The organism is Paenibacillus chartarius, assembly GCF_042432825.1.
GTDB classification, from domain to species: domain Bacteria; phylum Bacillota; class Bacilli; order Paenibacillales; family NBRC-103111; genus Gordoniibacillus; species Gordoniibacillus chartarius.
This window is the reverse complement of record NZ_JBHLWN010000023.1, coordinates 1-15,357: the sequence shown is the minus strand read 5'-3', so window position 1 is coordinate 15,357 and position 15,357 is coordinate 1. Positions and strand designations below refer to the sequence as shown.

Sequence of the window (15,357 nt, the reverse complement as noted above, 5' to 3'; positions counted from 1 at the left end):
AGGTACAGTAAGGCCCATAAGGCCGTTGATGAAGGTAGTGAGTCGGTTGGGCGGGTGGTATAAGGTCCATAATGGCGTTGTTGCAGGTGGTAAGCCAGTTAGGCGTGTGCAATAAGGTCCGAAAGGGCGTTGTTGCAGGTGTAAGCCAGTTGGGCGGGTGCAATAAGGCCCAAGAGGGGTTGATGAAGGTGGTAAGCCGGCTGGGCGGGTGCAATAAGGTCCAAAAGGGCGTTGTTGCAGGTGGTGAGCCGGTTGGGCGTGTGCAATAAGGCTCAAAAGGGCGTTGTTGCAGGTGGTAAGTCGGTTGGGCGGGTGCAATAAGGCCCAAAAGGGGGTTGTTGCAGGTGGTAAGTCGGTTGGGCGGGTGCAATAAGGCCCAAAAGGGCGTTGTTGCAGGTGGTAAGCCAGTTGGGCGGGTGCAATAAGGCCCAAAAGGGCGTTGTTGCAGGTGGTAAGCCGGCTGGGCGTGTGCAATAAGGCCCAAAAGGGCGTTGTTGCAGGTGGTGAGCCGGTTGGGCGGGTACAGTAAGGTCCGAAAGGGCGTTGTTGCAGGTGGTAAGCCAGTTAGGCGGGTGCAATAAGGCCCAAAAGGGCGTTGATGAAGGTGGTAAGCTGGTTGGGCGGTTGCAGTAAGGCATCAAAGGGCGTTGTTGCAGGTGGTTAGCTGAATATATACTGGGCTCAGGTCGGTTTTGCCGCTGTGCAGAAGTGTATATAATGGGAAGGAGTGCTGAGGCAGCGCCTCGAGTCAGGGGGATTTTCCGATGGGCAGCTGGGTGAAGACGATTGTATTGTTGCTGGTTTGCGCAGTGTTGACGAGGTTCATCCCGTTCTCTGAGTTTTTCCGGAGTGTGGATACGCTTGTTCATGAGTTCGGGCATGCGGTTATGACGCTGCTCTTATCCGGTAAGGTCATGTATATTGAACTGTATTTGGATCACAGCGGAGTAACGTACTCCTCAGTGACGAAGGCGTGGTCGCTCATCCCGATCTCGCTGGCCGGGTATATGACGGCGTCGCTGTTTGCGTGGCTGCTGTTCCGCTTATACGCACTAGGCAGGCAGCGGACGGGGCTGCAGCTGATTGCGCTGATTTCGGCGGTATCGTTAATTTTGTTCGTTCGCAATTCGTACGGCATCATGTGGCTGGCGGGCTTTCTGCTGCTCACCGTGGTCGTGCTTGCGTTCGCGCCCCGCTGGCTTCGCAACGGGTATTATTTATTCGTCGCCTTCCTCTGTCTGGAGGAGTCGGTAATGGGGCCGATCTCTCTGGCGATCATGGGCGCAACGACGCCGCGGTCGGCCGGAGATGCGTCGAATTTGGCCCAGCTCACGCTATTGCCGGCGGTGTTGTGGGGCGTACTATTTTCGCTGTTTGCCCTGTGGTGTGCGACAAGAGCGCTGAAAAACTTTTTCTCCGGAAGCAGGCGGCCTGCGGCACCGCCGAGGATGGTTCATTCGAATTACAGATGAGCTTGTGCGGATAGTGCTTGTATGGTACACTAGAAATAGTGACTTTATGCACGCATTCAAATTTGTCAAGCTTGGGGTGTAAATAAAGATGATGGTCGTGTTGTTTAAAGTATTGCTAGTGATCGCATCGATTGGGCTCATCGCCGTTGTTCTTCTGCAGAAAGGGAAAAGCGCGGGTCTCAGCGGATCGATCTCCGGCGGCGCCGAGCACTTGTTCGGACGCACGAAAGCGCGCGGACTCGACTTGTTTCTGTCCAGGCTGACAATCGGTCTTGCTGCGGCATTTTTCGTACTGTCGATTGTAGTTGCTTACTTCGTTAAATCGGTATAACTCATAACACTCAAACAGCAGGGGAACGATACTCCTGCTGTTTTTCTATATACAGACGGATTAGGATGACGACTAAAGATGACAGAGAGAATTTACCGCTCGCCGCAGCCGTTTCACTGGGAAGGGCGCGGGGAGCGAGGCGAGACGGCGATTATGCTCATTCACGGGTTTACGGGATCTCCTTCAGAGTTCCGGCGGTTCGGATATGTTTTGAACGATTTCGGCTATACTGTTAATGGTGTATGTTTGCCCGGACACGGCACGAAGCCGGAAGATATGCTGGGGCTGCAATGGCCGGATTGGTACGGGCATGTGCTCGCGGAATATCATAAAATAAAGGACAGGGCATACCGTCGGATCGTCGCTGTAGGCCACTCGATGGGCGGTTTGCTCGCGCTGAAGCTGGGAGCGGAGCAGCCATTGGACGGGGTGGTGTCCCTGGCATCTCCAATTTACTTGCGCGATAGGAAAATTTGGCTGGCATATCCGCTGCAGTATGTGAAAAAGTACGTTCATAAGAAGCCTTCGCAATTGACAACGAGATTCGAAGAGATTATAGCGTATGACCGCTCGCCGTTAACATGTGTCGTCAGTCTGCGGGGGCTGATGCGGCACGTGGCGAAGCTTCTTCCGCAGGTGACGGCTCCGCTTCTAGTCGGACAAGGCGAGAAGGATCGCACGGTGCTGCCGGCCAGTGCCTCGTTCGTATATGAGCGGGCGGGCTCCAGCAGCAAGCGGTTGATATGGTATCCGCATTCGTCGCATGCCATACTGATGGATGTCGAGCGGGATGCGGTGTACAACGATGTTCTGGCTTTTGTACAAGAGGTGGACTGCAGCTTGAGCAAGCCGAACAATGACAGGAGCCGGATGCCGGCTCTGGAGAGAAGGTGACGCAGATGTTAACAAGAGAGACGATTTTGGATTTTATGCGGGAAACGGCGTATAAGCCGATGACTTACAATGAGCTGGAGCAGCATTTTGGGGTAAACGATGCGTTCGAATTTAAGGAATTTTTGAAGCTGCTCAATCAAATGGAGCAGGACGGCGATATCGTACGTACGCGCAATGACCGCTACGGCGTGCCGGAGCGGATGAATTTGCTGCGCGGTCGCCTGCAAGCGCATGCGAAGGGGTTCGGGTTCCTGATTCCTGAGGAAGCAGGACATCAGGATGTGTATATTCATGCCAACGATATGAATACGGCGATGAACGGCGATACCGTGTTCGTGCGGGTGACGGGCAAAGGCGGCCCTAGCGGCGGACGGCTGGAAGGCGAAGTGGTGCGGGTCATTACGCGCGCCAACACGCAGATCGTAGGTACGTTCCAAAACCACGGCAGCTATGGATTTGTGATGCCGGACGATAAGCGGATTACCCGTGATATTTTCATCCCGACGGAGAAGTTTATGGGTGCCGTGGACGGCACGAAGGTTGTCGTTCAGATCGTTAATTACCCGGAAGGCCGCGCCGCGGCGGAGGGTGAAGTGATCGAGGTGCTCGGTCATAAGGACGACCCGGGCGTCGATATTTTATCGATTATTCGCAAGTATGGGCTTCCTGAAGCGTTTCATGAGGAAGTGATCCTCGAGGCCGATGCGGTGCCGGATGCGCCTACGGAGGAAGAGATGCGCGGACGGCGGGATTTGCGCGGCAAGCGGATCGTTACGATCGACGGGGAAGACGCCAAGGACCTTGACGATGCGGTGTGTGTGGAGCGGCTCGCCAATGGCAACTATTTGCTGACGGTCAGCATTGCGGACGTCGGTTACTACGTGAAGGAAGGCTCCGCGCTGGATCGGGAGGCGTACAATCGGGGCTGCTCGGTTTACCTTGTGGATCGGGTCATTCCGATGCTGCCGCACCGGCTGTCGAACGGGATTTGCTCGTTGAACCCGAAGGTCGACCGGTTGACGATGACTTGCGAAATGGAGTTCGATGCAGGCGCCAATGTGGTGCGGCATGACGTGTATCCGAGCGTGATCAAGACTGTGGAGCGGATGACGTATACGAACGTGCGCCGCATGCTGACGCAGTCCGAAGAGGAGCTGGAGGAAGCGGGGCTCATCGAGCGATACGGCTACCTGTGGGACGACTTCCGTATGATGGAAGAGCTGGCGATGCTGCTGCGCGGGAAGCGGATGAATCGGGGCGCGATTGACTTTGACTTTGCCGAGGCGAAAATCCTGGTCGATCGCGACGGCAAGCCCTACGACATCGTCAAGCGCGAGCGCTCGATCGCCGAGATGATCATCGAGGAGTTCATGCTGGCGGCCAACGAGACGGTGGCGGAGCATTTCCACTGGCTCAAGGTGCCGTTCCTGTACCGGATTCACGAAGAGCCTTCCGCGGAGAAGCTGCAGCATTTTATGGAGTTTATTGCGAACTTTGGCTATGCCGTGCGCGGCAAGGGCAATACGATTCATCCGCGGGCGCTCCAGACGCTGCTTGAAGAGATTAAGGACACGAAGGAAGAGACCGTGATTTCCACCGTACTGCTGCGTTCGATGAAGCAGGCGAAGTACGACGCGCATTCGACCGGCCACTACGGGCTGGCGGCGGAGTTTTACTCGCACTTCACGTCGCCGATTCGACGTTATCCGGACTTGGTGATCCACCGTGTGATGCGCGAGGTCATGGAGGGCGGCGGAACGCTGACGGAGGAGCGGCTCGAGTACTTGGCGTCGCGGATGGACGACATCGCGCGTCAATCGTCGGAACGGGAACGCATTGCCGTTGAAGCGGAGCGGGATACGGAAGCGCTGAAGAAAGCCGAGTACATGATGGATAAGATCGGCGAAGAGTTCGAGGGCATTATCTCGAGCGTGACATCGTTCGGGATGTTCATCGAGCTGGATAACACGGTAGAAGGTTTGATCCGTCTGAGTGATATGACGGATGACTACTACCATTTCCATGACCAGCATTTGGCGCTGATCGGCGAGCGGACGTCGAAAATTTATCGCATCGGCGATGAAGTGAAGGTGCGCGTCACCCGGGTTAGTATCGATGAGCATGCGATCGATTTTGAGCTTGTGGACATGAAGCCGCGGGGCGGCGGCGGCGGTGCGCCGCGGTTCGGCGGTGCGGCGCAGGGCGAAGGCGACCGCGGGGGCTTCCGCGGTCGCAAGGGCCGCGGGGCGCCGGCCGGAGCAGGGGCCGGCGGCCCTAACGGCGGGCGCGGCGGCTTCGGCGCCCGCGGGAAGCGCGCCGGCAGCGGTGCCGGCGCTGGCAAGCGGCGCGGCGCTGCCGCCAAGGCAGCGGCGGCGCCGGGCGCCGCGCCCGGCAAAGCGGGCCATACGGGCCCGCTGGCCGGGGGCGACTGGGCGAGCAGCGTAAATGCGCTCGCCCGGGGCGATCGCCGCGGCGGCAAGCGCGGCGGTAGCGGCGTCGCTACGAAGAAGCGGCGCAAGTAGCGGCTGCTGCGTGTTAGGTTGACTCGGAGAGGAGCCGTCTCATAGGCAGGCGGCTTCTTCCCGTTTGTTTGGACTGAGGAGGGTACTTATGAAGCTGGAAGGTAATACGATACTCATAACCGGCGGTGCTACGGGAATCGGCTTCGCTTTGGCCGAGAGGCTCGTTAAGCTCGGCAACCGCGTCATCGTGTGCGGGCGCAGGGAAGACAAGCTGGATGAAGCCCGGCGGAAGGTCCCGGAGCTTCATACGTACGTTTGCGATGTGGGTTCCGAGTCGGACCGGATCGAGCTGGCGGAGCGGGTACGGCATGATTTTCCCGAGTTGAACGTCTTAATCAATAATGCCGGCATTCAGCAGAGAATCAATCTCCAGAAGGCACAGGGAAGCTGGTCGTATTATAAGCAGGAGATCGCTATTAATGTGGAGGCGCCTATTCATTTGACGATGCTGCTGCTGCCCCATTTGGTTGAGCGCGGCGTTGGGGCTGTCGTCAATGTTACGTCGGGTCTCGCCTTTACCCCGATGGCTGCTGCGCCTGTCTACAGCGCTACGAAAGCGGCGTTCCACTCCTTCACGGTAAGCCTGCGGCACCAGCTTGCCGCCACGAAAATCGAAGTCATCGAAATCGTTCCTCCTGCAGTAAATACGGATCTTGGCGGAGCCGGGGTGCACACATTTGGAGTCCCTCTCGAAGAATTCGCGGACGGTGTGTTCCGGGGGCTGGAGCAGGGCTTGCCGGAAATCGGCTATGGCTCCTCGGAGAAGGCGATGCGCATGTCGCGGGAAGAAATCGATGCGGCTGCACAGATGCTCGCCCGCGTGCCATTCTAGGGTTGGCTTGATTTTTCCGCGGCGCCTTGCTACAATAATTGCACTTCCAGCGGAAGGAGGCGGACGGCGTGAGCAAGAAGAGCGACGGCAAATTGCTGGCTCAGAACAAGAAGGCGTCTCACGATTATTTCATTGAGGATACGTACGAATGCGGCCTGGTGCTGACCGGAACCGAGATCAAGTCGCTCCGGATGGGGCGGGCCAATATCGGCGACGCGTTCGCAACGATTCGCAATGGCGAGGCTTTCATTCACAACATGCATATTTCGCCGTTTGAGCAAGGCAACCGCTACAATCCAAGCGACCCGACGCGGGCGCGCAAGCTGCTGCTGAAGAAGCCGGAGATTCATAAGCTGCTCGGTCTGTCGAAGCAGGAGGGCTATACGTTAGTGCCGCTAAAGGTTTATGTGCGCAATGGTTACGCCAAGCTGCTGCTCGGTCTGGGCAAGGGCAAGAAGCAGTATGATAAGCGGGAATCCGCCGCGAAGCGTGATGCGCAACGCGAGATCCAGCGGGCGCTGCGGGAGAAGCAGAAGATCGCGCGATAAGGCTAAGGCGTACTTGCGGCGTGCTGCAGGCTGCACGGCCATGGTGCTGTGCGATGGGGTTGATTTGCATCTTCCCATGGGATTGTGCGGACGGGCTGCCAGTAATCCTGTCTTTTCTTTTTGCGCGGATATGATATACTGATGAAGCAGTCGAGATGACGGCGACCCGGCTATGGCGAAGATCGGATGATCGATCGCGGCCCTGGTCCGCTGCTCTTGATCGCCTACTACATGCGGGGCCGTTCTTGGATTCGACGGGAATAGTTCGAGCATGGGTAGCGGGTAGTGGGGCTGCGTCCACTATAACAACGCGAACGCCAATTAACTGGCAACCGTACAACTAACTACGCAGTAGCAGCTTAATAACCTGCTCTCGTGCTTCTACTCTGCATCGCCCATGTGCCGGGATAGGGGCTCACTCTTAGTGGGATACGCTGTCTAGTCTCCGCCTGGGGCTAGCTGAAGAAGATAATCAGGCTGACCCGAAGGGGACCCGGTTACGGGGGGCCTCTAGGGTGACATCAAAACCGTGACTACACCCGTAGAAGCCTGTGTGGCGTTATTTTCGGACAGGGGTTCGACTCCCCTCGGCTCCATAATATGACTTAGTTTAAAGAACCCTCGGCAAAGAGATGCTTGCCGAGGGTTCTACTATTAACAAACAACAATATTAACGATACCAAGTCTCGAAACAGGCTCGTGGTTAATTAAAGTTTTCTGTTCAGTAATACGCGGAGCTGAGCCAAGGCCTGCACGATGAAAAACTTGTTTTTTTGGAATTTATGAAATCATATATTGTACAAAGTGAAAATGTTTGATAAACTTGTATCACAAGTTACGAGTTTGGAGGTGAATTCAATGATACGGGCTATTGAAAAGCAAAATGTGGTGGATGAGGTATACGATCAAATTAAAAGCCACATTATCACTTCCAAATGGAAGCCTGGCGATAAGATTCCATCTGAAAACGAATTATGCCAGATGTTTAATGTAAGCCGGATTAGTGTTAGAAGTGCAATTCAAAAGCTTAGAGGATTGGGAATCATTACCACTCACCATGGTAAAGGATCATTTGTTTCTCCTTCTGTAAACGAGGTCATACTCAATGGCTTCTTTCCAGTAATGAACCTAAGTGAGAAAGAATTTTTAGATATGATGGAGTTCCGTGAAACTATCGAATTCAAGTGTATTGATTTGGCAGTTCAGCGGGCTGATGAACAGGATATTCAAGAGATTGGCCAAGCTTTGCAAAAAATGCTTTCTAACAAAGATGATTATGTGAAATACTCAGTTCACGATTACGAATTCCATTTTTGCGTTGTTAAGGCTTCAAAAAATGATTTGTTCATTAAACTTATGCAAGCTGTGAAAGAGCCCTTTTCCTACTATCTGGAAGAATTGAATCGTGTCTTTGGAGTTAGTGAAGATAGCTTGAAAGGCCACATCGATCAGTATGAAGCGATTCGTACTAGAGATGCACAAAAGGCAAAAGAACTGATTGAGGCAGGAATGAAGGAAAATCGCCAAAAGATACAGCAATTAAAAAATAAATAATCATATTTTCACATTCAACTTGTATGACAACATACATCATATAAGTGTAAATCTTTGGTTATTCAGCATGGAGTCGTCAATCTCAATGAAAGGACAACTCTTTGCTTTTAACATAACTTTTATATAATATTGGAGGGTTGAGCATGAAAATGAAAAGGGTTTCAATGATTTCCTTGGCTGTGGTTTTAAGTGCAAGTATGATCGGTTGCTCATCGAAAACGGACAATGCGGATAAGGGATCGACTGCAGGACAAGCGTCGGGAGGGGCAGATAAGCCAATCACTTTAACTATTATGTCTGCAACACAAACAGAAAAACCAGGCGGAGATATTGAGAAAGAAATCGCAGAGGCATACATGAAACAGCATCCAAATGTCAAAATCGAGTTTATGGGGGTTCCCATGAACGACATGTACAAGAAAATATCTGTTCTTGCCGCGGCTAACCAGATGCCGGATGCGTTTACAAATACACCGGAATTTATGTATAACGCCTATGGCATGAATGTCACAGAGGATTTAACTAAACTATTGGGCGCCGATTATTTGAAGGAGTTTTATTCGAATGTAATTGAGGAGTCCAGTATTGACGGAAAATTGCAATTCATCCCATGGACATCAACACCTCAGGCATTGATTTATCGCGCAGATATGTTTGAAAAGGAAGGTCTCAAAGCTCCGGAAACATGGGACGATTTCCTTGCCGCTGCTCAAAAACTGACCAAAGATACGAATGGTGACGGCAAACTGGATCAATGGGGCTTTGCAATGATTGGTACGCGCAATACATCAGGCGGAACCCGATTCTTACCAGTTCTTCGCTCCTTTGGTGCGGAGGAAGTACACAAAGATGCTAGTGGTAAATGGGTGACTGATCTGGATACGGCTAAAGCTAAGGATGCGCTTCAATTCTATGCTGATCTCAATAATAAATACAAGGTCGTGCCTCCAGGCGTAACGGAAACCGGGTTCCCCGAAGCAGCCAGCATGGTAGCCTCCGGTAAGGCAGCTATGTTGATCAGTGGACCAAATGCACTCGGCACAATCATCTCTCAAAACCCGGATTTGAAAGGGAAACTGTACAGTGCCCCCGTACCAATGAAGGAAAAGCATTCTGCAACTTTTGGGTTGCTTGGATATTCTGTTTCAGCTGCAAGCAAGAACAAGGAAGCGGTTGCAGATTATCTAAAATTTGTATTGAGTAATGAAAACGTCCTTAAGTTTACCGATGCGACCGGCCCATTGCCGACGAAAGAACAACTGGCCTCAAGCCCATCGCTCAGTGCGCCTGATAAGGCTGGATTCGTAAAAGCCCTTCAATACGCTTATCATGCACCGACCATTTCCACGTATTCGCAGTTCTATGATATCGTAGCTGAAGCTTATCAAGCCTTGCTGGCTTCAAATTCAAAAATAACGGCAGACGAAGCCATGAAAAAAGCAGCAGCGCGAGCGAATGAGTTAATTTCAAAAGAAGGAAAATAAGTGAATACACATTTTTTCCCCGTTGGCTTTCTGAAGAAGGAATCCCTTCTTCAGAAAGCTTATGAACGGAAAGGAGGGGGACAATGAAGAACGCAATCGTTAGAAAAGAGTGGTGGGCCGCTTATGGATTCATTCTTCCGGCTGCCATTACGCTCTTATTGTTGGTTACATATCCTTTATTTTACGGAGCATACATCAGTTTTTTTAATACCAACTTGGTCAACAAATGGAATTTCGTCGCATTGAGCAATTATGTAAACATTTTTTCATCCTTTCAGTTCGTCGGAAATATAATCATGACGCTGAAATATACGTTGTTGACCGTACTTGGCCATTTCGCAATCGGAATTGTTCTTGGGCTGGTTCTAAATATGAAATTGCCGGGTATAACCGTGTTTCGGACAATCCTCATTCTCCCATGGTTGCTGCCGGAAGTAGTGGTCGGGTTGCTGTGGAAGTGGTTGTTCAATCCGATGTATGGCCTCTTTAACGACGTCCTAATGCGCCTTCATGTGGTCAATGATCCGATTTCTTGGTTAGGTGACGCATCTTACGCATTTATTGCCATTGTCATTGTTTGCGTATGGAAGGGTTATCCGATGGTGATGATGATGGTTCTTGCCGGTCTTCAGTCGATATCGCAGGACACCTATGAAGCGGCCAAGATCGATGGCTGTAATCGGATGCAGTCGTTCCGGTATGTTACAATGCCTGGTTTGCTTCCTGTCATCGTGGTAACCCTGATCCTAGATACGGTCTGGTGGTTCAAACATTTTACGATGATTTGGCTGCTGACTGAGGGTGGGCCGGGAGACGCCACAAATGTAGTAAGCATCGATATCTTCAAACAAGCATTCCAATTCTTTGATTACGGTAAAGCAGCAGCAATGGCAGTCATCGTGTTCTTTGTATGCTTCTTGATTGGATTTTTATACAGGAGGCTGTTCGGAAATGACCACGACTAATGGAAACGGACGAATATTCAATCTGATCATGTATTTGATATTGGTACTTGCATCTTTATGCGTGCTCGTTCCAGTGTTGTGGATGATGTCGACGGCACTGAAACCGATAGACGAGGTTATGGTGACTCCACCCAGGTGGATCCCAGAACACGTTACTTTAGAATCATTCACCAGAATATGGAAGGATTATCCGTTTGGTACGTATTTTTACAATAGTATTATCGTAGTTTTAGCTTCTACTGGTATTTCTCTAGTGTTCTCCGCGCTGGCGGGATATGGGGTATCACGTTTTCAGTTTCGCGGCAGGGGGACGTTCCTGACCTTTTTACTAGTTACACAAATGTTTCCATCTATTATGCTCCTGATTCCATTCTATAAGGTTCTGAAAACGATTGGTCTGGTGGATACCCATTGGGGTTTGATCTTGGTTTACATCTCATTTTCGGTTCCGTTCTGTACATGGTTAATGCTTGGGTTTTTCCAGGGGGTACCAAAAGAGTTGGACGAAGCAGCGACTATCGATGGATGCGGCCGGGTCCGTACATTCGTGCAAATCATTCTTCCTTTGTCTCTGCCCGGTTTGGCGGCAACCGCGATCTATTCATTTATTGTGGGTTGGAATGAATATATGTTTGCCTTTATTTTAACGACTTCTGAGAATATGAAAACATTACCGATCGGTATTGGCCAATTGAACGGATTTTATAAGATTGTATGGAACGATTTGATGGCGGCATCTATTTTATCAAGCTTGCCGTTAATCATTCTCTTTATTTTCTTGCAAAAGTATTTTATCAGCAGCCTGACAGCAGGTGCCGTAAAACAATAGAGTTATTCGGATAGGAGAAGCAAAGATGATTACTATACGCGATGTAAAAACAATACTGACCGCCCCGGAAGGGATTAACTTGGTGGTAGTTAAGATTGAAACTTCGGAACCGGGTCTTTATGGCTTGGGATGCGCTACATTTACCCAAAGATATTTGACCGTTGCCTCAGCTGTTGAACATTACTTAAAGCCTTTCTTAATTGGAAAAGACGTACACCGTATCGAAGACATTTGGCAAACAGCAATGGTCAGCGGTTATTGGCGGAATGGACCTGAATTTAACAATGCTCTTTCCGGTGTCGATATGGCGTTGTGGGATATCAAAGGTAAAATTGCCGGATTGCCGGTCTTTCAGCTGCTTGGCGGCAAATGTCGGGAAGGCGCTGCTATTTACAAGCATGCCGATGGATCATGTAAAGAAGAAGTAGAGGAAAATGTAAGATCATATATGGATCAAGGCGTACGCTATGTGCGGTGCCAGATGGGGTTATACGGCGGCCGTGACCAGAGAATCATCAAACCTAGGAACGCATTGGACGGCGTCTATTACGATCCGAAGGCTTATATGAGAGGGATCGTCGAGTTGTTCGAGCACTTGCGTGGGAAGATTGGCTGGGAGATTGAATTTATACACGATGTTCATGAACGACTGGCTCCTATCGATGCGGTAGCATTTGCTAAGCAAATGGAACCGTTTAAGCTGTTCTACTTGGAGGACGCACTGCCGCCAGAACAAATCGAATGGTATAGAACAATTCGTCAGCATACCGTGACTCCCATTGCCATGGGAGAACTATTTAACAACCCGAACGAGTGGCTTCCACTTATGTCTAATCGATTGATAGACTTTATCCGTGTGCATGTCAGCCAAGTTGGAGGAATCACTCCGGCTAAGAAAATGACTTCTATGGCAGAGGCGTTTGGAATTAGGACCGCGTGGCATGGACCGGGGGATGTTTCTCCAGTGGGACATGCGGCAAATGTCCATTTGGACATCAGTAGCATCAATTTCGGCATTCAGGAATGGAACGGGTTTAAAGAAGAAGTTTACGAAGTATTCTCCGGTTGTCCTGAAGAAAAGGATGGATATGTGTATCCGAATGATCTTCCAGGATTCGGCATTGATATCGATGAAGAGAAGGCAAAGAAGTATCCATGTTTGAACGAGCTTCCCAAATGGACACTAGCACGTTTGCCAGACGGTACATCGGCTCGTCCTTGATTAATCAAAAATGTGAAGTGAACTCAAAATCATAAAGATTACAAGAAGCCTGATTTTGCTGTAATGACAAGCTCAGCGGGAATCGGAACCGACTATTGACGCAGCAGGTGGCAATGAGTATTATAAGATTTTAATCGTAATATTTACGATTATAGACCGGGTGGCAGCCTGGTCTATAATCGTACCTGTAACGGTATTAAGCGGTTCATTTCCTCGGTTTTCATGGACCCCAGGCAACCCAATTGTTTGCCCTGATGCTTCTGAGGAGCAAAGAGCGGGGCCGTCACAGATGGCTGCATGCGGCAGGCAGCGTGTGGTGACAGAAGTTCGGATGCAAGCGTGTTAACCCGTTAGCACCTTCGATTATATGTACTCGGCAAGCTCTCCTTCTACGGAATTGTGGTTAAGGGGAAGCTTTTATTTAGTTTTCTCGAGATAATTCGGAATAAATTCAACCGACATTTCCCAAAATATAGCTAGGAGGTGTCGGATGTACTGTTTCATGATAAGTCTTTCGCTGATCAGTTCATTGTTAAACAATGCGCCTTTTCTTGAAAATCCACAGTATCCAAAACAATCAGCTAAGGTGCTGCAACGTATGTACGAGCAGAGTGAAGGTACTCTTACCATGGAGTGGGATGAGACCGTTCAATCGCCTAAGCTATTGGCCGGGAAGCTGACCGAACCGTCTGCACACTCCCCCGGATGGATCTCCTATGCTTATTTAGATAGTATCAAGACGCTTTACGGATTGAAAAGAGTCAAGGATGACTTGAAGATCGTGAGCATCGAGCAGAGCGATGATGTCTTAAAGGTATATTTGCAGCGTCAGCTGTACAACAAGCCTGTGTGTGGAAATCTGTTGACGATAGACCTGGATCGATCCGGGAGCATAAGAAGGATTGAAGGGTCCTTAGACACGGGTCTTGAAAAGCAGCGATTAGGCCGGCCGATGTACCCCGCGGTGACAAAGGACGAAGCCATGAAAATCGCTTTAAGCTCCGATCATTCTCTTCAGGGAAGTAAAACGATACATATTGACCAGTGCTACCTGCCCAGCAGGACAGGCGTACCTCTTGTTTATGTAGTGAACTATGAGAGGGATGGCCTGCCGGCTTCGCTCATGATACATTCCATAACGGGAAGAATCATTAAGTAAGGGTTTTTGATGGCAATAAAGAGGGTTGCTGAACGCGCCTTTACTAAAGCCTCTTTGATCCTTATAATGGAACTGTAAAAATAGTTACGTAGCCGGAGGAGTCTGTCAAACCAGGCTCCTTTTTCATTTGCGAGAGGGGATGGTTCGATATTCGGCGAAATGTTGGGGATTACCTATAAGACATAAGCAGCCATTCGGGAGGTATTATGGAACAGCAAGCTATTTGGGCAATATCAATATTTTTAATTATTTACGCACTCATCATTTCGGAAAAAATACACCGGACCATCGTCGCCATGATCGGCGGGGTGCTCATGGTCGTTCTTGGTATCGTCAATCAGGAAGAGGCCTTACATCACATCGATTTCAACACGCTAGGGCTGCTGATAGGAATGATGATAATCGTTAACATCACGGCGGAAACCGGCCTGTTCAAGTATATCGCAATAGTAGCCGCCAAGAAGGCTAAGGGGGATCCGACCCGAATCCTTGTTTCTCTCACGCTAATTACGGCCCTGGGCTCCGCCTTTTTGGATAACGTGACCACCGTCCTGCTGATGGTGCCGGTTACCTTCAGCATCACGAGGCAGCTTCGTGTCCATCCTGTGCCTTATCTGATTGCGCAGATCCTGGCGGCCAATATCGGCGGTACGGCGACGCTTATCGGCGATCCGCCGAACATTATGATCGGGAGTGCCGTCAAAGAGCTCACCTTCATGGCATTCATCCTCAATCTGGCTCCCATCACGGCACTCATCATGGCGGTCATCGTGCCGCTGCTCGTCGTGCTGTTCCGCAGCCGGATTCAGACGACACCGGAGCTTAAGCAAAGCATTATGAATATGGATGAGAAAGAGGTGCTGACAGACCGGAAGCTGCTGATCCAGTGTCTAACTATATTGGGACTCACGATTGCCGGCTTCTTCCTTCATCAGCTCCTGCATCTGGAGTCGGCCACCGTTGCGATGGCTGGAGCGTTCCTGCTCCTTCTGCTAACAGGTGAGCATAAGATGGAAGAGGCCTTTACGAAGGTGGAGTGGATGACGATTTTCTTCTTTGTGGGACTGTTTGTTCTCGTTTCCGGTCTGGTGGAGACCGGCGTGATCTCCCGCTTGGCCGCCCAGGCCGTCGAATTGACGGGAGGCGATCCGGTGGCAGCGGCTATGCTCATCCTCTGGATCAGCGCCATTGCCTCTGCGTTTTTGGATAATATCCCGTTTGTCGCCACGATGATTCCTATGATTCAGGAGATGGGCCACATGGGGGTCGGCAACTTGGAGTCGCTATGGTGGAGCTTGGCGCTTGGCGCTTGCCTCGGAGGTAACGGATCTCTCATTGGAGCCAGCGCAAACTTGATTGTTGCCGGCATGTCCGGTAAAGAAGGCTACCCTATTCGCTTTATTCAGTATATGAAGTATGGCTTCCCGCTCATGCTTTTGTCTATTCTTTTGTCAAGTGCGTACATCTATTTACGTTATCTCATGTAAATAGACTCTCGGAGTTAAGGGGGCTTTTGAGGCTGAAACAAGGCATACTTCCTGAAGA

General features: G+C 50.7%; 13 protein-coding genes and 1 other RNA gene. All 14 read left to right on the top strand.

The window, feature by feature from the left end; translation table 11 throughout:
- The first annotated feature begins 764 nt into the window (after positions 1-764).
- Positions 765-1,472 carry a M50 family metallopeptidase gene (locus ACFFK0_RS05140; RefSeq protein WP_377468859.1) on the top strand — a complete coding sequence of 236 codons (708 nt, stop codon included), beginning with the start codon at positions 765-767 and terminating at the stop codon, positions 1,470-1,472.
- A gap of 91 nt (positions 1,473-1,563) precedes the next feature.
- Positions 1,564-1,803, top strand: coding sequence for a preprotein translocase subunit SecG (gene secG / locus ACFFK0_RS05135; RefSeq protein ID WP_377468908.1), 240 nt, complete (start codon positions 1,564-1,566; stop codon positions 1,801-1,803).
- 78 nt (positions 1,804-1,881) lie between these two features.
- A complete protein-coding gene (locus tag ACFFK0_RS05130) occupies positions 1,882-2,697 on the top strand; it encodes an alpha/beta hydrolase (RefSeq protein WP_377468858.1) in 816 nt (271 codons plus the stop codon).
- A 5-nt stretch (positions 2,698-2,702) separates the two neighbouring features.
- A complete protein-coding gene (gene rnr / locus ACFFK0_RS05125; protein WP_377468856.1) occupies positions 2,703-5,219 on the top strand; it encodes a ribonuclease R in 2,517 nt (838 codons plus the stop codon).
- 88 nt (positions 5,220-5,307) lie between these two features.
- Positions 5,308-6,051 carry an SDR family oxidoreductase gene (locus ACFFK0_RS05120; protein WP_377468855.1) on the top strand — a complete coding sequence of 248 codons (744 nt, stop codon included), beginning with the start codon at positions 5,308-5,310 and terminating at the stop codon, positions 6,049-6,051.
- 68 nt (positions 6,052-6,119) lie between these two features.
- Complete coding sequence (gene smpB / locus ACFFK0_RS05115) at positions 6,120-6,599, top strand: SsrA-binding protein SmpB (RefSeq protein WP_377468854.1); 480 nt, start codon at positions 6,120-6,122, stop codon at positions 6,597-6,599.
- Positions 6,600-6,834: 235 nt separating this feature from the next.
- Positions 6,835-7,198, top strand: a transfer-messenger RNA (tmRNA) gene (gene ssrA / locus ACFFK0_RS05110).
- A 259-nt stretch (positions 7,199-7,457) separates the two neighbouring features.
- Entirely contained in the window at positions 7,458-8,153 is a 696-nt protein-coding gene (locus tag ACFFK0_RS05105) for a FadR/GntR family transcriptional regulator (RefSeq protein WP_377468853.1), read from the top strand.
- Positions 8,154-8,296: 143 nt separating this feature from the next.
- On the top strand, positions 8,297-9,637 hold the full coding sequence (locus tag ACFFK0_RS05100) for an ABC transporter substrate-binding protein (protein ID WP_377468852.1): 1,341 nt from the start codon (positions 8,297-8,299) through the stop codon (positions 9,635-9,637).
- Between the two features lie 83 nt (positions 9,638-9,720).
- Positions 9,721-10,602: a carbohydrate ABC transporter permease gene (locus tag ACFFK0_RS05095; protein WP_377468851.1), complete on the top strand. Its 882-nt coding sequence runs from the start codon at positions 9,721-9,723 to the stop codon at positions 10,600-10,602.
- A complete protein-coding gene (locus tag ACFFK0_RS05090) occupies positions 10,589-11,431 on the top strand; it encodes a carbohydrate ABC transporter permease (RefSeq protein ID WP_377468850.1) in 843 nt (280 codons plus the stop codon). The genes ACFFK0_RS05095 and ACFFK0_RS05090 overlap by 14 nt, the downstream gene beginning before the upstream one ends.
- 25 nt (positions 11,432-11,456) lie before the next feature.
- Positions 11,457-12,653 (top strand): enolase C-terminal domain-like protein, encoded by a 1,197-nt coding sequence (locus tag ACFFK0_RS05085; RefSeq protein WP_377468849.1) that lies wholly within the window; start codon positions 11,457-11,459, stop codon positions 12,651-12,653.
- A gap of 490 nt (positions 12,654-13,143) precedes the next feature.
- Complete coding sequence (locus ACFFK0_RS05080) at positions 13,144-13,812, top strand: hypothetical protein (RefSeq protein WP_377468848.1); 669 nt, start codon at positions 13,144-13,146, stop codon at positions 13,810-13,812.
- Between the two features lie 206 nt (positions 13,813-14,018).
- Complete coding sequence (locus tag ACFFK0_RS05075; RefSeq protein ID WP_377468847.1) at positions 14,019-15,299, top strand: ArsB/NhaD family transporter; 1,281 nt, start codon at positions 14,019-14,021, stop codon at positions 15,297-15,299.
- The last annotated feature ends 58 nt before the right edge of the window (positions 15,300-15,357 follow it).

Bases quoted from the DNA above. Each gene is read 5' to 3' on its own strand.
- ACFFK0_RS05090 (WP_377468850.1), top strand. From the start codon at position 10,589: ATGACCACGACTAATGGAAACGGACGAATATTCAATCTGATCATGTAT.
- ACFFK0_RS05075 (WP_377468847.1), top strand. From the start codon at position 14,019: ATGGAACAGCAAGCTATTTGGGCAATATCAATATTTTTAATTATTTAC.
- ACFFK0_RS05120 (WP_377468855.1), top strand. From the start codon at position 5,308: ATGAAGCTGGAAGGTAATACGATACTCATAACCGGCGGTGCTACGGGA.
- secG (WP_377468908.1), top strand. From the start codon at position 1,564: ATGGTCGTGTTGTTTAAAGTATTGCTAGTGATCGCATCGATTGGGCTC.
- ACFFK0_RS05140 (WP_377468859.1), top strand. From the start codon at position 765: ATGGGCAGCTGGGTGAAGACGATTGTATTGTTGCTGGTTTGCGCAGTG.
- ACFFK0_RS05095 (WP_377468851.1), top strand. From the start codon at position 9,721: ATGAAGAACGCAATCGTTAGAAAAGAGTGGTGGGCCGCTTATGGATTC.
- ACFFK0_RS05085 (WP_377468849.1), top strand. From the start codon at position 11,457: ATGATTACTATACGCGATGTAAAAACAATACTGACCGCCCCGGAAGGG.
- ACFFK0_RS05130 (WP_377468858.1), top strand. From the start codon at position 1,882: ATGACAGAGAGAATTTACCGCTCGCCGCAGCCGTTTCACTGGGAAGGG.
- ACFFK0_RS05100 (WP_377468852.1), top strand. From the start codon at position 8,297: ATGAAAATGAAAAGGGTTTCAATGATTTCCTTGGCTGTGGTTTTAAGT.
- ACFFK0_RS05080 (WP_377468848.1), top strand. From the start codon at position 13,144: ATGTACTGTTTCATGATAAGTCTTTCGCTGATCAGTTCATTGTTAAAC.
- rnr (WP_377468856.1), top strand. From the start codon at position 2,703: ATGTTAACAAGAGAGACGATTTTGGATTTTATGCGGGAAACGGCGTAT.
- ACFFK0_RS05105 (WP_377468853.1), top strand. From the start codon at position 7,458: ATGATACGGGCTATTGAAAAGCAAAATGTGGTGGATGAGGTATACGAT.